The organism is Bacillus sp. C28GYM-DRY-1, assembly GCF_030519405.1.
Lineage (GTDB): Bacteria > Bacillota > Bacilli > Bacillales > Bacillaceae > Bacillus > Bacillus spizizenii_A.
Genome location: NZ_JAUMKF010000011.1, coordinates 123141 through 140441 on the forward strand (window position 1 = coordinate 123141; position 17301 = coordinate 140441).

General features: G+C 44.9%; 18 protein-coding genes. 6 read left to right on the forward strand and 12 right to left on the reverse strand.

Annotated features, from left to right (window positions below; genetic code table 11):
• Window position 1: 1 nt before the first annotated feature.
• From Q3W56_RS12750 to Q3W56_RS12760, 3 genes are all read right to left on the reverse strand, one after another.
• Complete coding sequence (locus Q3W56_RS12750) at window positions 2-472, reverse strand: GNAT family N-acetyltransferase (RefSeq protein WP_302895720.1); 471 nt, start codon at window positions 470-472, stop codon at window positions 2-4.
• Window positions 473-664: 192 nt separating this feature from the next.
• Window positions 665-1003 (reverse strand): YolD-like family protein, encoded by a 339-nt coding sequence (locus tag Q3W56_RS12755; protein ID WP_302895722.1) that lies wholly within the window; start codon window positions 1001-1003, stop codon window positions 665-667.
• Window positions 1000-2238, reverse strand: coding sequence for a DNA polymerase IV (locus tag Q3W56_RS12760; protein WP_268400176.1), 1239 nt, complete (start codon window positions 2236-2238; stop codon window positions 1000-1002). The genes Q3W56_RS12755 and Q3W56_RS12760 overlap by 4 nt, the downstream gene beginning before the upstream one ends.
• A 167-nt stretch (window positions 2239-2405) precedes the next feature.
• On the opposite strand from Q3W56_RS12760, the gene Q3W56_RS12765 reads away from it, so the two are divergent.
• Complete coding sequence (locus Q3W56_RS12765) at window positions 2406-2612, forward strand: YqzH family protein (protein WP_302895724.1); 207 nt, start codon at window positions 2406-2408, stop codon at window positions 2610-2612.
• Between the two features lie 511 nt (window positions 2613-3123).
• Entirely contained in the window at window positions 3124-4356 is a 1233-nt protein-coding gene (locus Q3W56_RS12770) for an MDR family MFS transporter (protein ID WP_302895726.1), read from the forward strand.
• Between the two features lie 203 nt (window positions 4357-4559).
• On the opposite strand, the gene Q3W56_RS12775 is transcribed toward Q3W56_RS12770, so the two are convergent.
• The 5 genes from Q3W56_RS12775 to Q3W56_RS12795 all read right to left on the reverse strand — a co-directional run bounded on the left by Q3W56_RS12775 (window position 4560) and on the right by Q3W56_RS12795 (window position 9157).
• Window positions 4560-4946, reverse strand: a complete 387-nt coding sequence (locus Q3W56_RS12775) for a VOC family protein (protein WP_302895727.1) — start codon at window positions 4944-4946, stop codon at window positions 4560-4562.
• 4 nt (window positions 4947-4950) lie between these two features.
• Window positions 4951-5910, reverse strand: a complete 960-nt coding sequence (gene coaA, locus Q3W56_RS12780; protein WP_019714876.1) for a type I pantothenate kinase — start codon at window positions 5908-5910, stop codon at window positions 4951-4953.
• A 71-nt stretch (window positions 5911-5981) separates the two neighbouring features.
• Window positions 5982-7334, reverse strand: coding sequence for a D-serine ammonia-lyase (gene dsdA, locus Q3W56_RS12785; protein WP_302895729.1), 1353 nt, complete (start codon window positions 7332-7334; stop codon window positions 5982-5984).
• A 78-nt stretch (window positions 7335-7412) separates the two neighbouring features.
• The gene (locus tag Q3W56_RS12790) at window positions 7413-8192 is read right to left on the reverse strand and encodes an SDR family NAD(P)-dependent oxidoreductase (RefSeq protein ID WP_302895730.1); all 780 of its coding nucleotides are present in this window, start codon (window positions 8190-8192) and stop codon (window positions 7413-7415) included.
• Window positions 8193-8197: 5 nt separating this feature from the next.
• Window positions 8198-9157: an MBL fold metallo-hydrolase gene (locus Q3W56_RS12795; protein ID WP_302895732.1), complete on the reverse strand. Its 960-nt coding sequence runs from the start codon at window positions 9155-9157 to the stop codon at window positions 8198-8200.
• A gap of 380 nt (window positions 9158-9537) precedes the next feature.
• On the opposite strand from Q3W56_RS12795, the gene proC reads away from it, so the two are divergent.
• Entirely contained in the window at window positions 9538-10374 is an 837-nt protein-coding gene (gene proC / locus Q3W56_RS12800; RefSeq protein WP_302895733.1) for a pyrroline-5-carboxylate reductase, read from the forward strand.
• A gap of 48 nt (window positions 10375-10422) precedes the next feature.
• Here the strand turns inward: proC and Q3W56_RS12805 are convergent, their stop codons facing one another.
• Window positions 10423-12057: a M20/M25/M40 family metallo-hydrolase gene (locus Q3W56_RS12805; RefSeq protein ID WP_302895734.1), complete on the reverse strand. Its 1635-nt coding sequence runs from the start codon at window positions 12055-12057 to the stop codon at window positions 10423-10425.
• A 170-nt stretch (window positions 12058-12227) separates the two neighbouring features.
• Here Q3W56_RS12805 and namA point away from each other — a divergent pair, with 170 nt between their 5' ends.
• Window positions 12228-13244 (forward strand): NADPH dehydrogenase NamA, encoded by a 1017-nt coding sequence (namA, locus tag Q3W56_RS12810; protein WP_302895737.1) that lies wholly within the window; start codon window positions 12228-12230, stop codon window positions 13242-13244.
• Between the two features lie 109 nt (window positions 13245-13353).
• Window positions 13354-14115, forward strand: a complete 762-nt coding sequence (locus Q3W56_RS12815) for an alpha/beta fold hydrolase (protein ID WP_302895738.1) — start codon at window positions 13354-13356, stop codon at window positions 14113-14115.
• A 41-nt stretch (window positions 14116-14156) separates the two neighbouring features.
• On the opposite strand, the gene rpmG is transcribed toward Q3W56_RS12815, so the two are convergent.
• Both rpmG and rnz read right to left on the reverse strand, forming a co-directional pair.
• Window positions 14157-14306 (reverse strand): 50S ribosomal protein L33, encoded by a 150-nt coding sequence (gene rpmG, locus Q3W56_RS12820; RefSeq protein ID WP_003226511.1) that lies wholly within the window; start codon window positions 14304-14306, stop codon window positions 14157-14159.
• An 80-nt stretch (window positions 14307-14386) separates the two neighbouring features.
• Complete coding sequence (rnz, locus tag Q3W56_RS12825; protein WP_019714884.1) at window positions 14387-15310, reverse strand: ribonuclease Z; 924 nt, start codon at window positions 15308-15310, stop codon at window positions 14387-14389.
• A gap of 225 nt (window positions 15311-15535) precedes the next feature.
• Between rnz and zwf the strand changes: the two genes are divergently transcribed.
• Window positions 15536-17005, forward strand: coding sequence for a glucose-6-phosphate dehydrogenase (gene zwf, locus Q3W56_RS12830; RefSeq protein WP_302895743.1), 1470 nt, complete (start codon window positions 15536-15538; stop codon window positions 17003-17005).
• Window positions 17006-17152: 147 nt separating this feature from the next.
• Here zwf and Q3W56_RS12835 read toward each other — a convergent pair.
• The coding region (locus tag Q3W56_RS12835) for an IS3 family transposase (RefSeq protein WP_302895747.1) at window positions 17153-17301 on the reverse strand (149 nt) is incomplete at its 5' end.

The following is a 17301-nucleotide window of genomic DNA, read 5'->3' on the forward strand; positions in this document are numbered from 1 at the left end:
CTCATATCTTTTTGACAAACAGTACCTTATCTTGGCCGGGGCCATCATAGTTTGCAAACACTGAGATGCCATTTACTGTTTTGGTGCCCTTTTCAATGTCAAATCCCAATTTGGTGTGATACGCGATTGATACCTTATTCACCGGTGAAGTGACGCACTTGACCCGCGTGCAGCCTCTTTGTTTTACCTTTTCAATAAAAACATCGTATAATTGTTTTCCAATTTGCATTTTTCTGAAATCTGGATGCACACCGGAAAAATGAATGTATGCCGTTTCAGGATCTGATTGCGATTGAAACCCGATTAAAAATCCGGTCATGCTGTTATGTTCAGAAGTAATAAAGCTTGTGTCCTGAAAATGCTCAAAAAATAGTCTCGGCAATTTTTCTTTCAGCTGTCTGCCGCCCCACCATTCATTCATTACAGACGTTACCATTTCATAATCTGAAGACGTGATTGTTCGAATATCCATTACGATTTGATCTCCCTCCGTCTGGCAAAACGAATGTCAGCTCTTTTTTCTCACAATATAAAAATTATATTTTGCCTGACTGGAATTGTAAATGCCTTCTTTCCTGTATCATACGTTTCCAGGTTGCCGGGGGAAACATGTTTGATATTTTCACACATATATTTCTCCCCCCCAATGCAGGAGGGAGAAATGTTACAGCACAATATCAAGCACCTGATCAATTTTCAGCTTATAAAGCTGATCCTCATCTCCTTTTATCCATACTGTTTTTTCAAACTCTTCATACCGGCAGATCTTTCCGGTGCAGCGGACAATTTCACCGTCCTGAAAGCAGCTAACAGTGACTTTCTGAGCAAACTCCATCGCGGCGCAAAGCGTTTGATTCATTTCCTCCAGCTTATCAGGATCAAGGATCGGCTTTTGCAGCTTCTGTTTCTGGCGTTTTCTCTCAAGCAGGCTTTGTTTATGTTCCGGCAGAAACATCCTGCTCCCTTCCCACAGCATGTTACCTCTTTTTAAATGATCGTTCATTTATAGTGCCCTCCTATTTTAGCCGCACGTTCAAATGCCTGGCCTGCCGCTGTCAGTGACGCCGCCCTGATGATGGCTGTATCGCCGAACCGATTTTTAATGCCGTCCATTACATAGCCAAGGCTCATTTTCTTTGCATAATCCTGAAATAAATCGAGCTGCCATATATCATCAGTGGAGAGCTGAGACAAATTGACCCCAAGGCGGCGGACAGGCTTCCCGTCCCAAAACGTAAGAAACAGCCGGCATACAGCCTCATATACATCCTTGGTAGAATTAGTCGGCTCCGCCAGCTTCACCTGCCGGTTGAAGCCCGTTGGCCAATCAAAATCAGCACCCCGGCAGCTCACTGACACCGTCTCCCCCTTTACCCCGGCGTTTCGGCTTCGCCTGCACACTTCTTCACTCAGTTCCAGCAGCACGACTTTGATTTCTTTGTCAAATTGTTCATAGTCTTTCGGGAGAGTCATTCCATGGCCAATCGCCTTTTGTCCGTCCAGAGACGAAGTTGATACAGGGGAATAGTCGATCCCGTTCGCCGTCATCCACAGCACGTGGCCATTAATGCCCCATTTCTTTTTTAAAAGATCGAGCGGAAAAGCCGCGAGCCCGCCAATCGTGCTGATGCCCATCCGGTTTAAATGATGCTTCATGCGGCTCCCCACGCCAAACATGCTGCCCACCGGAAGCGGCCACATTTCGGTTTTCATATTTTCTTTCGTTAAGGTAAAAATACCGTTCTTATTTTTTTTGGCAAAATTGTCGCACGCGATTTTGGCTAGCGCTTTATTAGGACCGATTCCGACCCGCGCATAAACACCGATCTCCCGCATGATTCTGCCCTGAATGCTGTGTGCGATCTCTTCCGGCGTCCCAAACAGCTTCTGGCTGCCTGTAATGTCCATAAACTGTTCATCAATGGAATACGGCTCTACAAGGTCTGTATATTCCTCTAAAATGGCCGTAATTTGCAGTGATACATCAATATAACGCTGCATACGGGGCCGGAGCACAATAGCTTCCGGGCACTTTTCCTGAGCCTCCCATAGCCGTGAAGCATTCGCCACACCCTTTTGTTTCGCCAACGGGCAGGCAGCCAATACGACTCCGCCCCTTTTTTCAGGGTCACCCGAAACAATGACGGCCCTATTTTTTAAATGTGGATTTTCCGCTTTCTCTACAGATGCATAAAACGATTGCATGTCAACGAGAAAAATCACTTTTTCTTTCATTATACACACCTCTAAAAAGAACTTATGTTCGCTTTTTCTATTATATGCGAAAATATGTTCGTTTCATACTGGTAAATGATTCTTGTCTGACAGAAAATATGATCCAAGGGTTTGAGAGAAGAAAAACATTTAGTAGAATAAAAGCGAAGCATAAAGATAGGAGAGTCATGATGGAGAAATTTGCCGAAAAAATGATGGGACAGGCACTGCGTCAATACGGCAGAAATGTTGCCATAGATCCGTTAAGCCCGTATGAAAAACAAAGCCTGAAAGCAGCCTTAGAAGAGAGATGGAATGAAGAACCTGATGAGGATCTGCATGCGCATATAGAAGATATCATTTATGACTATATCACAAACCAAGGGCTGTTCTCTTGATCGGTGGCCAGAAACGTAACGCCCCTCAAAACTGTCTATTCACGCGTCATACACTTTATTTTCATTATTAATTAGATGAGACACGGCCGGATCTCTGGTCTGCGGCTAATGTCGTTTTCAGCGCTAATTTTGACTTCATGTCCGGCATCACTGAGCCTTTCTGAAACTTAATGACCCACATCTGGATGGGTGAAACTCAAATACCAACGGACATCCGTTCACTTCCATATTCTGCGAATCACTTTGAAATACCCCGGCATTCCAGCATCAACTAATATTGTTCACCACAGACATAAGCGCCGGACATATCGTCATTTTCCTTCCGAATACTTTAACCTCAAAGCCAACCGATGGAAACTCCGTCAGCTCCGTCCACCTCCTCCAAGCCATACAATCAGCCATGTTTTATAGTGAATGTCAATAACAAAATATTTTGAATTCCCTATTGGAGAAGGAAATTTTTTCATATATGATAGAAAAAGATTCTTACATACAGGAGAGAATACGATTCATGAAGAAATGGAAAGATATCCACCCCATCAGCTGGACAATTATAATCGGAACCATTTTCGGCAGAATGGCAACATCGATGAGCATTCCTTTTTTAGCGATTTATTTAACAGCCGTCCAAGGCGCATCTGCTTCCTATGCAGGGCTGGTCATCGCCGCAAGCTCATCAGTCGGCATCCTTGCAAGCTTTTACGGCGGATATATCTCAGACAAATTCGGCAGAAAAAACATGATGCTAATGTCCATTTTCGGCTGGATGCTGGTATTTGCAGGCTTTGCGGCGGCATCTCATCTCTGGATGTTTTTTGTGGTAAACGCATTAAACGGTCTTTGCAAATCACTGTTCGAGCCTGCTTCAAAGGCCTTGCTGTCTGATATGACAGAAGAAAAAACGAGACTGCTTGTTTTTAATTTACGCTATGCAGCTATTAATATCGGCGTTGTCTTCGGACCGGTCCTCGGCCTGTATTTCGGCTCATCGCAATCGACCGCATCCTTTTTGGTGCCTGCAGTCATTTACGGACTATATGGACTCATGCTTGCCATCCAATTTAAAAAACACTCTTCATCAGCAGCATCAGACCAACCCCGAAATATGAGCGTGCGGGAAGCGTTTATGGTGACACAAAAGGATCATCTTTTTACAATTGCTTTGGTCGGTATTACGCTATGCACCTTCGGCTACTCACAATTCAGTTCGACATTCCCGCAGTACATGGCGCAGAACCCCTTGATCGGCAATGGAACAAAGCTGTATGGGTTGATGCTGACATTAAACGCAATCGTTGTGTTGGCGACGCAATTTCCCATCGTCCATTTCGCAAAACGTTTTTCGCCGCTTCGCTCCCTGATGCTCGGTAATGTGATGGTTAGTATCAGCATAGCCATTTTCACCATATCACACGGTGTTTCGTCACTTGTGTTGATTGTGGTCACATTTACAATCGGCGAAGTGCTTTTATTCTCTATGATGGATTTGTTTGTAGACCAGATTGCAAAACCAGGATTAAAAGGCACTTATTTCGGGGCAATCGGTTTTTCACAACTCGGAAACGTCATCGGCCCCTGGATCGGGGGGATATGTATAGACCTATTTGGCGCTGGCCGGCCGATTTTTATTTTTTCTATTCTGAGCGGCATCACCCTGCTCGGCCTGCCATTTTTAGCGTTCGCCTATCGGCAGATGAAAATGGGAATTACAAAACACCAAACCAGGCTGGAAAAGCCGCTTTAAATAAAAAAACGGGATAGAACCAATCTCTCCCTCAACAGAGGTGATGAACATGAATGTAGGCGATATCATATTTCAGCTTTGCGTATTTATTATGGTTGCAGCTGTCATCCTTGCAGTAGTTTCAAGCTTCAAGTATGTGAAAAACCGAAAAGCGCAGCGGATCGCATTGAGAAAGAGCTTAACAGCTTATCCAAAGATCATGATTAACTGCTCGGGGCAACGAGCTCAACCTTAATCCGGTCCGGATCCTCACAATAGACTGCATAATGCCCGTCTCCTCCGGCAAAAGGATGCCGATCTCGGTACAACACACGATAGCCTTTTGCCATCAATTTTTCGGTCACCAAGTCGACTTGCAGCTTGGATTCAGCATGAAATGCGAGATGATTCAGCCCCACACGGCATCTGTGGTATTCCGGCTCTAGAAATGGCTCTTTCGCCTGCACAATCACAAGGTAAAAACAATCCTTCTTCCAACTGATGCCTGAGCTCCATTTTTGATACTCTTTATAGCCAAGTTCTTTTAAGAACCATCCCCAAAACCGACGAGACGCTTCCAAATCAGACACATACAGTTCGATATGATGCACGATATTAAACCCTCCTTACGAGCACTTCTTCAACCTTATGCCCGTCTCCCTTTCGCAAAATGAGATCAGACCTGAATTTAGTCGGCAAAATATTTTCATATAAGTTCGGCCGGTTGACACTCTCCCAAATCGATGCAGCCATCTCATCAGCCTCCTGATCAGACAAGTCTTTAAATTTATGAAAATAAGAATCGGGATTTTGAAAAGCTGTTTCCCGAAGCAGACGAAAACGCTCTAAATACCAAGTGAAAATCCGGCTTTCATCCGCATCCACGTAAATCGAAAAATCAAAGAAATCGGAAACAAAAATACGCGGGTTTTTCCGGTCATCCTCCAAGGTGGGTGACTGTAGAACATTAATGCCTTCAATAATTACAATATCGGCCTGGTCTACTACCTCGAACACACCTTCCTCGCGGTCATAGGTGAGATGGGAATATACCGGGGCCTTTACGCAGTCTTTTCCTGATTTTAAGTCATTCAAAAATTCGAGCAGCGATTTTACATCATAGCTTTCAGGAAATCCTTTTCGTGACATCATATTTTTCTTTTTCAGCTCGGCTGTAGGAAATAAAAAACCATCTGTCGTGATAAGGCTCACTTTAGGGCGATCCGGCAAACGCGAAAGCAGCTTCTGCAATATCCGCGCCGTCGTGCTTTTTCCGACTGCCACACTGCCGGCGATGCCGATAATAAACGGAATTTTGGCTGAATGAGGGTGCTTTAAAAAAACATTGACATGCTTATTGCGTTCGGCTGCAGACTTAACATGCAAATGAAGCAGGCGAACAAGCGGAATATAAATCGTTTCCACTTCTTCAACAGATAGATAATCATTCAGCCCTTCCACGGCTTTTGCCTCTTCTTCTGAAACAGCAATCGACAAATGTCCCCCAAAGCCAGACCAAGACTCACGATTGTGTTTTGTATATAAAGTATGTAAATTAAGCTCTTTATTTTTCACTGTTTACACCTGACTCTCTGAAGGTTAAAACCCTTACAAAGATTGTAACGGAAAACCCTTTCACTGTCTGCTTATTTTTTCATTTCGCTTTTCAGCAAATCCGCACCAATTCGGTTATACGCAGCCATTTCTTCTTTTGGAACCATGCTTCCCCCCGTTCCCCAGACGACATGTACGGCATGTTCCATCTTATCATTCTGACTATAGCGTCTTCCTTCTTCAGTTGAAAAGAGCTGAATCGGTCCGAACATGCCGGCAAGAGCAGAGGGCTCTAAATATTTACTTTCAGATATAGCCAGCATATGAAGTAAGGCATAAAGTGTATCGTCCTCTACGGTGTAACAGCCGCTCAGCAGCGGTTCAATCAGCTTACCGACAAACCCTGACGGCCTCCCTACAGCAAGCCCGTCAGCAGCCGTCCGATTATCCAAACCGATATCCTGGACAGAAATCTGCTCATGGAGTCCGGAATAAAGCCCTAATAGCATACATGGTGAATGAGTCGGTTCCCCGAAAAACACATGAACATGGTCTCCATATAAAAGTTTCAGCCCAAATGCCACACCGCCCGGCCCCCCGCCGACACCGCAAGGCAAATACACAAACAGCGGCGTTTCAGGTCCTGGGTGTATTTCCATACAGTCGAGCTGCGTTTTTAAACGGCTGGCGGCAACAGCATATCCTAGAAACAGCTGACGGGAGTGTTCATCATCAATGAAATAGCAAAATGGATCTTGTTCCGCCTGCCGTCTCCCTTCTTTCACCGCTTCACTGTAATCTGATTCATACTCCAGAACAGTGACACCCTTTTGGCGAAGGAGATCCTTTTTCCACTGCTTAGCATCGGCGGACATATGCACTGTCACGCGAAATCCGAGTGCTGCACCGATGATGCCGATGCTTAATCCAAGATTTCCTGTCGAACCGACAGCAATCGAATAGCGGGAGAAAAACGCGGCAAATCGGTCTTCCTGTAGCATGCGGTAATCATCCGATTCGTGTAGCATTCCTTCTTGGAGCGCCAGCTTTTCAGCATGCTTTAAAACTTCATAAATCCCGCCCCGCGCTTTAATCGATCCTGAAATCGGAAGCTCATGGTCGCACTTTAAAAGCCACCTTCCCGGAAATGGCTGCTGATATGCCGCTTCCAGTTTTTCCTTCATAGGCTGCATTTCAAAAAGCGGAGACTCGATCATTCCTTTGGCATCTTTCGTCTCAGGAAATACCTCGGCAATGTAAGGAGCAAACCGCCGCAGCCTTTTTTCTGCGTCCGCTACCTCGCTTTCCCACTCATCTGCATCTGCGTGGAATAAAGGACCCTCTTTCTTGCCCGGATTTGCCCAAAATACGGGGTCTGCATCAATCAGTTTCTGAATAAACGGATCTTTGAACAGAACACGAAGAGCTTCTTGATTGAGTGGCATTCAATGATTTCTCCCTTCCTCTATAAAAAACTGCCTGTGATCATGCCAACAAGCCTCTCACCACAGGCATTTCCATCGTTATTTTTTCATAAGCGCACGTCCTGCCAGCTTTTCAACGAGAGCCGGAAACAGCTGATACAGCTTGGTGCCGGCATTCATTAAACGCGGAAGATTGATCTCCCGTTTGCTCGTGAAAATAGCAGCTGTAATTTGAGCTGCCACGTCATCAGGATCAAGCATCCAGCGGCCGACATTTTTGACGTAGTCCCCGCCTTTATCAGCAATGGAAAAAAAGTCCGTCTCAATCGGTCCCGGATTGACTGTTGTCACATAAATGCCGGTTCCCGCCAGCTCCATCCGCAAAGCGTTTGAGTAGCCGAGCACGGCATGTTTTGTCGCAGAATAAAGGCTCGACTTCGGTGTTGCAATTTTCCCCGCTTGAGAAGCGATATTGATGATATGACCCTTTTTTTGCTCAAGCATTTGCGGGAGCACCGCTTTTGTACAGGCGATCAAGCCAAAGACATTCACATCAAACATCGCTTTCATGTCATCCAGTGACGAGTCTAAAACCGTTTCAAATATACCGAAGCCCGCATTGTTGATCAGTACATCAACCGAGCCGATCTGATCGCGGACAAGGGCGATATCCTCTAGGCGGCCGACATCCAGAGGAAAAATTTCACACTGTCCGCTCCATTCCTCGGTTATTTTCCTTTTTATTTCAATCAAACGATCCTCACGTCTTGCCGACAGCAGGACATGGGCTCCTTCAGCAGCGCATAAATATGCGACTCTTTCACCGAGTCCTCCTGAAGCGCCGGTTATCCAAATCCGCTTTCCCGCTAAATGTTTCACCCAGTTCACCTCTTCACTGTTCTAAAGTATGCAGTTTTGCCTTCCCAATATGACGTGATGGATTCTTCTGCAGCCAACACATCAAGATGCCCTGCCGTTTCTGACATCGTTAAAAATAATTCCTTTTCATACACAGCAGGAAAAAGCTGCTGACAGACCTGAAAAGCGGTCAACGGCTTTTCATCCAGCATGCGCCGCACATCCTCCGTCCTGTTCCTTTGCTTGTCAAAACGCTTCTCAATCAGCGCCTTTACACTGGTAATCGTTTCACCGTGACCGGGAAACACAATTGTTGGCTCAAGTTCTGACAGCCTTCGCAAAGACCGCTGATAATCGACTAAAGGCTTTGACCTTATGTCTCCCGCTTTCGGTGCTTCTATAATGGGATTAGACGAGCTGTTGGCCAGCAGAAGATCGCCTCCAAGCATCCTCCCGCTTTTTTCATGGAAAAGAACGATATGCGACTCAGCATGTCCAGGCATCTCCAAAACAGACCAGCCTTCAAGTCCATCGATCCTCATCCCTTCTCTGACTGTTTTCGTCAGGGATCTCGTACAGGAAAATGCGTACGCAGACTGAATCAGCTTCTCCGCCTTTCCCGTATCAAATGGAACGCCTAATTCAGGCAGCAGCTTTTGAAAAAAACGTTTTTGCCAATCCATATAAGTTTGATCTCGGCTGATATAAGGTTCGTTGAACGGATGCCCAATCACTTCGATTCCATCAGAAAAAACATCAAGCAAGCCGGCATGATCAGCGTGATGGTGAGTCAGTACAACCTGCTCAATATCTGACATTTTCACGTTTATAGCGGCAAGCTGCTCTTGTAGGGCTGCAGCAGCCTCTTTTGTATTCGGTCCCACATCGATAAGTGTCAGCGCATCACCTTTTACTAGATAAACGATAACATCACCGACAGCAAATGGTGTCGGGACGCGGATCGCAATTACATCTGCAGTTGTCATCCTATTGCTCCTTGTCTTCATTCATTATTCATATTTTAGCTTTTTCTCGTTCTTGTGTCATTATTGCTGAATGAGAACGGCCTTTTTGAAAAAGCTATTGACATTAGCTTGTCCGCCATTGCATAATGAACAACAAACTAAATCACGATAATCATTGGAACGCTATGACGAGGATTAGTATACAAGACGGCTGAAAGGTATTGCGGCCCGTTTGTTTGTAGAACCTGCCCTCAAGTCGCGGTTAGGTAAACCTAAACGTTTTTTCCCGCGTTATGGGATTTGAGCTGAGCACAATTTGTGCTAATGAGGGTGGTACCGCGAACCTTTTCGTCCTTTACGTGATGAAAAGGTTTTTTGTTGTTCTGATAAAGGAGGATATCATGAAAAAGATAGGATTTGTCGGCGCCGGGTCCATGGCAGAAGCAATGATCAACGGTATTTTGCAAAGCGGCATCACAAGCCCAGAACATATCTATATCACAAACCGCTCAAATGACGAGCGTCTGACTGAATTAAAGGAGAGGTACGGCGTGCGTCCATGCAGAGATAAAAATGAGTTTTTCACTCACACCGATATCATCATCCTCGCTTTTAAACCAAAGGACGCGGCGGAAAGCATTGACAGCATCCGTCCGTATATCAAGGAGCAGCTTGTAATATCAGTTCTTGCAGGCCTTACCATCGAAACCATTCAGCACTATTTTGCCAGAAAGCTCGCGGTCATTCGCGTCATGCCTAATACTTCAGCAGCCATCAGAAAATCAGCAACCGGATTTTCTGTGAGCACTGAAGCAAGCCAGGATGATATCACCGCTGCAAAAGCTTTATTAGAAACAATCGGTGATGCCACACTGGTTGAGGAACGCCATCTTGACGCTGTCACAGCGATCGCCGGCAGCGGTCCAGCCTACGTGTACCGTTATATTGAGGCAATGGGAAAAGCGGCGCAAAAAGTAGGATTGGATGAGGCAACAGCAAAAGCACTCATTATGCAGACTATGGCAGGGGCAACAGAAATGCTCCTCCAAAGCGGCAAACAGCCTGCACAACTTCGGAAGGAAATCACGAGCCCGGGGGGCACAACTGAGGCAGGCCTTCGAGCTTTACAGGACTCCCGCTTTGAAGAAGCGATTATTCACTGTATTGAAGAAACCGCGAAACGCAGTGCGGAAATCAAAGAGCAGTTTGCCGGTGCCGCCTTAGAGAAGCATTCATAGATATAAGCCAAAGACAGAGGGCCCTGTGCCTTCTGTCTTTGGTGTTTCCTAAAACAGCTGGCCGGCAGTTTCTGATTGTTTTAATAACGCGGAGATCGTAAATGAAAGCAAGTCCGGAAGCACTTCAAAGGAATAAGGCATATACAGTCTTTCCGTCCATTTGTGCGGGTCTTTTCCAGCCGGACCTACATTTAAAACCGATACATATAAAGCCTGATCTTTACCGCTTGGCAGTGAATATCCTCTGTTAAAGAGCGGCATATTGCTTGTGTACGCATTAACCTCTTGCTTTTCCAGCTGTAGATAGCTTAAGTCTGAAAGTCCGGGGAAATACTGCACCTCCCGTAACGCTATGCCGTACCTGTCAGCAGCATAATGCATAAGCTCATCAGCTGTATTCCTGATCAATGGATCGTCCTTTGAAGAAACCGCCGGATAAAACGGCGGGCTGTAAAAAAGAACAATGAGCGGCGCATCCTCCTTACAGAGCGAAGCAAGCTCAGATACAATTCGGGTCGAAAAATCCCTGTCTCCAAGATCTCCCCTGTTGGAAAAGGCATAATTAAGAACCCGCTCGGTTTCCGAGTTTCCAACACGCCTTTTTGCACGTACGACCAGCTCATCAAATGTCAAAACAGTGACAGTGCGTTCAATCGGCTGAAATGATTCAAATTGCTGAAAATCCTGTGTTTTCTTTCGAATGTTCGCGGTTATTTCCTCCGCCGCCTGTTCTGCGGTTTTAAGCAGCATCTGATGCAGCTCACTGGCCGACCGTTTCATTGACAGCACATTAAATAACGTGACAGCTGTATGCGGTGTCTGAACTGAATACGCCTCTTTCAAGTCCTTTTGCATTAAGTTTACCGGCGGTGGAGTGACTTCACCATCAACCTTTTCGCAATAATTCGAATTTAGTTCGAGCAAGCGGTTCAACTCAGATACCATTAAATTTGCGTTTATACCTGAAAACGGCTCTCCGACGTGGGTTTCAATCCCCTTGCAGAAAAATCCCGCAAGCACCTTGCCTATGCTTCCTGTATAAAAATATTGCTGCTGGTCGCCGGGGAATTTTTCAAACATCGGTTCAGCATTCAGGCAAGCGGTTAATGTGATATTATGCTTTTTCTCCATTTCCTTCAGTATAGGAACCGCTTCAATCATTCCTCTTGAATTCACTTCCTCGTCAGGAACGGTAATCAACAGCAAATTGCCCTCAAATTGGCCGTTCATGGCCCGCTCCAGCATCGACAGCTGAACAGCAAGCCCCGCCTTCATATCCATCGTCCCTCTTCCGAACAGCCAGTCGCCGCTTTCAGCATCTTTTCGCACGTGCTCTGGAAGCAGCTCTTTTTTCTCTAAAAAAGAACTCAAAAGCTCAGCAGGCTTACAGGCCATATGTTTGAATTCTCCGTAATCCTCTATGTCCACGACATCAAAATGGCTCAGCAAAAGGACTGTCTTTTTGACATTCTTCTTTTTGACAAGAGCGGTAAGAAAGGATCTGCCGTCGTCCATCGGATGAAGTGTTACATCATCAGGATGTTTTTGAAAATAAGGCTTGTCCTTCAAAATAAAATAAAGATATTCTGCAAGCGCTGCCTCTCCCTTCGACCCGGTGATGCTTTCGTATTGCACAAGAGAAGTTAAAAGGGTCAGCAATTCGTCCTTCGTCTGCCAATTCATCGATCTCCGCCCCCTATGTATAAAAACGCTTCTAAACTGAAAAATAAAATGATTCCCTGTCTATTATACAGAAATGGTTGACAAAATCGGATCTTTTGAGCAGTTTATATGACGGGAAAGAAATGACTTGATATAATCAATCTCTAAAAACCTTACGGGAGGCGAAAGAAATGGCCAGAAAATTATTCACACCTATTACAATTAAGGATATGACGTTAAAAAACCGCATCGTCATGTCGCCAATGTGCATGTATTCTTCTCATGAAAAGGACGGAAAATTGACGCCGTTCCACATGGCGCATTACATATCTCGAGCAATCGGCCAGGTCGGGCTGATTATTGTGGAGGCATCAGCGGTGAATCCTCAAGGACGAATCACAGACCAAGACTTAGGAATTTGGAGCGATGAGCATATCGAAGGCTTTGCCAAACTGACTGAGCAGGTCAAAGAACAAGGCTCAAAAATCGGCATTCAGCTTGCCCACGCCGGACGTAAAGCAGAGCTTGAAGGAGATATTTTCGCTCCATCGGCGATTGCGTTTGACGAACAATCAGCAACACCTGTAGAAATGTCAGCAGAAAAAATAAAAGAAACGATCCAGGAGTTCAAACAAGCGGCAGTCCGCGCAAAAGAAGCCGGCTTTGATGTGATTGAAATTCATGCGGCGCACGGATATTTAATTCACGAATTTCTATCTCCGCTTTCCAATCACCGCACAGATGAATACGGCGGGTCACCAGAAAACCGCTATCGATTCTTAAGAGAAGTCATCGATGAAGTCAAACAAGTGTGGGACGGCCCTTTATTTGTTCGTGTATCTGCTTCTGACTATACAGACAAAGGCTTAGACATCGCTGATCACATCGGGTTTGCAAAATGGATGAAGGAGCAAGGTGTTGATTTAATTGACTGCAGTTCAGGCGCCCTTGTTCAAGCAGACATTAACGTATTCCCTGGCTATCAGGTCAGCTTCGCTGAGAAAATCCGTGAACAAGCTGACATGGCAACTGGTGCTGTCGGCATGATTACAAACGGTTCAATGGCTGAAGAAATTCTGCAAAATGGACGTGCCGACCTCATCTTTATCGGCAGAGAGCTTTTGCGTGATCCATTCTTTGCAAGAACTGCTGCGAAACAGCTCAATACAGAGATTCCAGCCCCTGTGCAATACGAAAGAGGCTGGTAATGCCCAAAAGAGATATCCTCAACCGGATATCTCTTTTTTTATTTTTAGAGAAACGATCAGCTCAGGTTCTCCGTCTCCCTAGTAGAACCAATTAGAGGAGATGACTCCAATGAACTCAGCTTGGATGGAAAAGACATATAAGATTGACGGATGTTCATTCCATACACAACACCGGAGAGGATCAAGCGGTGTAACGATTGTCTTTGAGGCCGGCTACGGTACTTCTTCAGAGACATGGAAACCATTAATGGCGGACATTGATGATGAATTTGGCATTTTCACATATGATCGGGCAGGAATAGGGAAAAGCGGGCAAAGCAGAGCTAAACGAACAGCTGAACAAAAGGTGAACGAATTGGAGAGTTTGCTTAAAGCAGCGGATGTAAAACCTCCATATCTGGCTGTTTCACATTCATACGGAGCTGTCATCACCGGCTTATGGGCCTGCAAAAACAGGTGCGATATTATCGGCATGGTCCTCCTTGATCCAGCTTTAGGAGATTGCGCAGGCTTCTCTTTTATTCCTGAAGAAATGCAAAAAGCATATGCAAGAAAGGTAATGCTTGAAGGTACACATGCAGAGTTTTCTAGAAGCCTGCAGGAACTTAAACAGCGGCAAGTCCATTTAGGAAACATGCCTCTTATTGTATTGTCATCAGGTGAACGGACTGAGAAATTCGCTGCTGAACAGGAGTGGCAAAACCTGCACACCAGCATCTTGTCTCTTTCGAATCAAAGCAGCTGGATTCAAGCTAAAAACAGCTCGCATAACATTCATCATGATGAACCTCATATTGTTCATTTAGCTATTTATGACGTGTGGTGCGCAGCATGCCAGCAGGCCGCTCCTCTTTACCAGGCAGTCAATTAACATAAAAAAGACCGGGCCGTAAAACGCCCGGTCTTCCTTTGTTATTTTGTTTCACGATGAAGGGTATATTTCTTTAAACGCGGTGAATATTTTTTTAGCTCTAAACGGTCTGGGTTGGTGCGTTTATTTTTTGTAGTGATGTAATTTCGGTCTCCCGTTTCAGTGCAAGCTAAAGTAACATTGACTCTCATATTAACATCTCCTCACAAAGCGTAATGATTACGTTTTATTATACAACGTAATGACAGTTTGTCAAATAAAAACGATTCCTTCACCCCCGCGGGACGTTTACCTCTAAGAAATCATACGCCGCCACGCTGTTTGGGAAAACATCAGCCGCTTCTTTTTGAAGCTCCAGAGAGGCATCACCCTGATATCTGGCACTGATATGGGTTAAAATGAGCTTCTTCACCTCAGCTTCCTTCGCTGTTACAGCCGCTTGTTCCGTTGTACTATGGTAATAATCATAAGCAAGTTTCCGATCTTCCTTAGCGAAGGTTGCTTCATGAACAAGCACATCACAATCCCGTGCAAGCTCTTTTAACTTATCACTTACTCTCGTATCACCCGAAAACACCACAGCCCTGCCCTTTTTAGGAGGCTCCAGAAAATCATTCCCATCGATGATGCGCCCGTCTTCAAGCGTTACCGTTTCGCCTTTTTTAATTCTTTGGTACACAGGGCCGGGTGGGATGTTCATTTCTTTTAATACATCGGCCTTTAGGGAACCTGGTACATCCTTTTCCTGCACACGGTACCCGAACGCCTCTACTCCATGAATAACAGATACTGCTGTGACCATAAACTGATCGTCTTCAAACACAATTCCTTCTTCAATTTCCTTGATCACAAGCGGATATGTCAAATGGGTTTTCGTGACGGCAAGGCTAGTTTCAATAAAAGCCTTGATCCCTTTAGGCCCGTACACCGTCAGCTCGTCCTCTCCCCCTTGAAAGGAACGGCTCCCCAGAAGACCCGGAAGCCCGTATACATGATCACCGTGCATGTGGGTGATGAAGATTTTTTCTATTTTACGAGGTTTAATCGTTGTATGTAAAATTTGATGCTGTGTGGCTTCCCCGCAGTCAAACAGCCATACAGAACGCCTTTCTTCAAGCAATTTTAATGCCACCGACGTTACGTTTCTCGCCTTAGCGGGAATGCCGGCTCCCGTCCCTAAAAAAAGTAATTCCACGTTTCCTTCCTCCTACTAGAACTAGTTACCTACAAGAATACAGGATCAGGCGCAAAATGTGAATCTTGCCTCTTAGAAGAACAATCCTTTCGTTCTAGAAACATTTTGTCGGCATTCTGCAAAAAAAGGGCTTAAATGTTTGCTTTCGTTGAATTTTAGATTTAAAATGAAGGAAATATACGGGGTGTACTAAAATAAAGCTTCGAATAAAGTGAGGTACTTTTAGTGAAAACAAACCAACAACCAAAAGCAGTCATTGTTATATTCGGCGCAACTGGAGATTTAGCAAAACGAAAACTGTATCCGTCTATTCACCGTTTATATCAAAACGGACAAATCGGAGAAGAGTTTGCAGTTGTAGGAGTTGGAAGAAGACCTTGGTCCAATGAGGATCTTCGCCAAACCGTTAAAACATCCATTTCCTCATCTGCAGATAAACATATAGATGATTTCACGTCTCATTTTTACTATCACCCGTTTGACGTGACAAACCCTGGCTCTTATCAAGAGCTTAACGTATTGCTTAACCAGTTGGAAGATACATATCAAATTCCGAACAACAGAATGTTCTACCTAGCAATGGCTCCTGAATTCTTCGGGACAATTGCAAAAACATTAAAATCAGAAGGTGTTACAGCAACAACAGGCTGGTCCCGCCTTGTCATTGAAAAGCCGTTCGGCCATGATCTGCCAAGCGCACAGGCACTGAACAAAGAAATCCGCGAAGCATTTACGGAAGATCAAATTTACAGAATCGACCATTATTTAGGCAAACAAATGGTTCAAAACATTGAAGTGATTCGATTTGCCAATGCGATTTTCGAGCCGCTTTGGACAAACCGCTACATCTCAAACATTCAAATTACATCTAGTGAATCACTTGGCGTCGAAGACCGTGCAAGATATTACGAAAAATCAGGCGCCCTGCGCGATATGGTACAAAACCACATTATGCAGATGGTCGCCCTTCTTGCAATGGAGCCGCCGATCAAATTGAACACAGAAGAAATCAGAAGCGAAAAAGTAAAGGTTCTGAGAGCACTGCGCCCGATTGCAAAAGACGAAGTGGATGAGTACTTTGTGCGCGGACAATATCAAGCCGGTGAAATAAACGGTGTATCGGTTCCTGCTTATACAGATGAAGATAATGTCGCTCCTGACTCAAATACAGAAACCTTTGTTGCAGGCAAGCTCTTGATCGACAACTTCAGATGGGCCGGTGTTCCATTCTATATCCGAACCGGAAAACGAATGAAAGAAAAGTCCACAAAAATCGTCGTTCAATTTAAGGACATTCCGATGAACCTATACTACGGCAATGAAAACAACATGAATCCGAACTTGCTCGTCATCCATATTCAGCCTGACGAAGGCATTACGCTATACTTAAATGCTAAAAAGCTTGGGGGAGCGGCACATGCACAGCCTATTAAACTCGATTACTGCAGCAATTGCAATGATGAGTTGAACACCCCTGAAGCGTATGAAAAACTTATTCATGACTGCCTTCTTGGCGATGCAACAAACTTTGCACACTGGGATGAAGTTGCCCTATCTTGGAGCTTTGTCGATTCCATTTCTGAAACATGGGAAGCAAACAAAACCTTGTCTCCTAACTACGAGTCAGGCTCTATGGGACCGAAAGAATCAGATGATCTTTTGGCGAAAGACGGCTTGCACTGGTGGAATATATAATACGCAAAAGCCGAAAATGCTTATGAGCATTTTCGGCTTTTTTCAGCTGTCAAGACTGCCTTATCCCTTAAGATATGTAACATTCAATAAAAACCCCCGAAGCCCGGGACTGACCCCCGTTTTTGAGACAGGGATCAAAACACCTTTTTAAACAGCCAATTGCCGATAATTTATCGGTGATTGGTTGTTTAGTTTCGTTTGAATACGAATATTGTTATAATAATGAATGTATTCTATGACAGTTTGTTCTACGATGGCGGTCGTGGTTCGATCAATGCTGTTAAGATAGAACGTTT

Coding starts and splice junctions, on each gene's coding strand:
- Q3W56_RS12750 (WP_302895720.1), bottom strand. CDS start 472: ATGGATATTCGAACAATCACGTCTTCAGATTATGAAATGGTAACGTCT.
- Q3W56_RS12755 (WP_302895722.1), bottom strand. CDS start 1,003: ATGAACGATCATTTAAAAAGAGGTAACATGCTGTGGGAAGGGAGCAGG.
- Q3W56_RS12765 (WP_302895724.1), top strand. CDS start 2,406: ATGGAGAAATTTGCCGAAAAAATGATGGGACAGGCACTGCGTCAATAC.
- Q3W56_RS12770 (WP_302895726.1), top strand. CDS start 3,124: ATGAAGAAATGGAAAGATATCCACCCCATCAGCTGGACAATTATAATC.
- dsdA (WP_302895729.1), bottom strand. CDS start 7,334: ATGCCACTCAATCAAGAAGCTCTTCGTGTTCTGTTCAAAGATCCGTTT.
- Q3W56_RS12795 (WP_302895732.1), bottom strand. CDS start 9,157: ATGACAACTGCAGATGTAATTGCGATCCGCGTCCCGACACCATTTGCT.
- proC (WP_302895733.1), top strand. CDS start 9,538: ATGAAAAAGATAGGATTTGTCGGCGCCGGGTCCATGGCAGAAGCAATG.
- Q3W56_RS12805 (WP_302895734.1), bottom strand. CDS start 12,057: ATGAATTGGCAGACGAAGGACGAATTGCTGACCCTTTTAACTTCTCTT.
- namA (WP_302895737.1), top strand. CDS start 12,228: ATGGCCAGAAAATTATTCACACCTATTACAATTAAGGATATGACGTTA.
- Q3W56_RS12815 (WP_302895738.1), top strand. CDS start 13,354: ATGAACTCAGCTTGGATGGAAAAGACATATAAGATTGACGGATGTTCA.
- rpmG (WP_003226511.1), bottom strand. CDS start 14,306: ATGAGAGTCAATGTTACTTTAGCTTGCACTGAAACGGGAGACCGAAAT.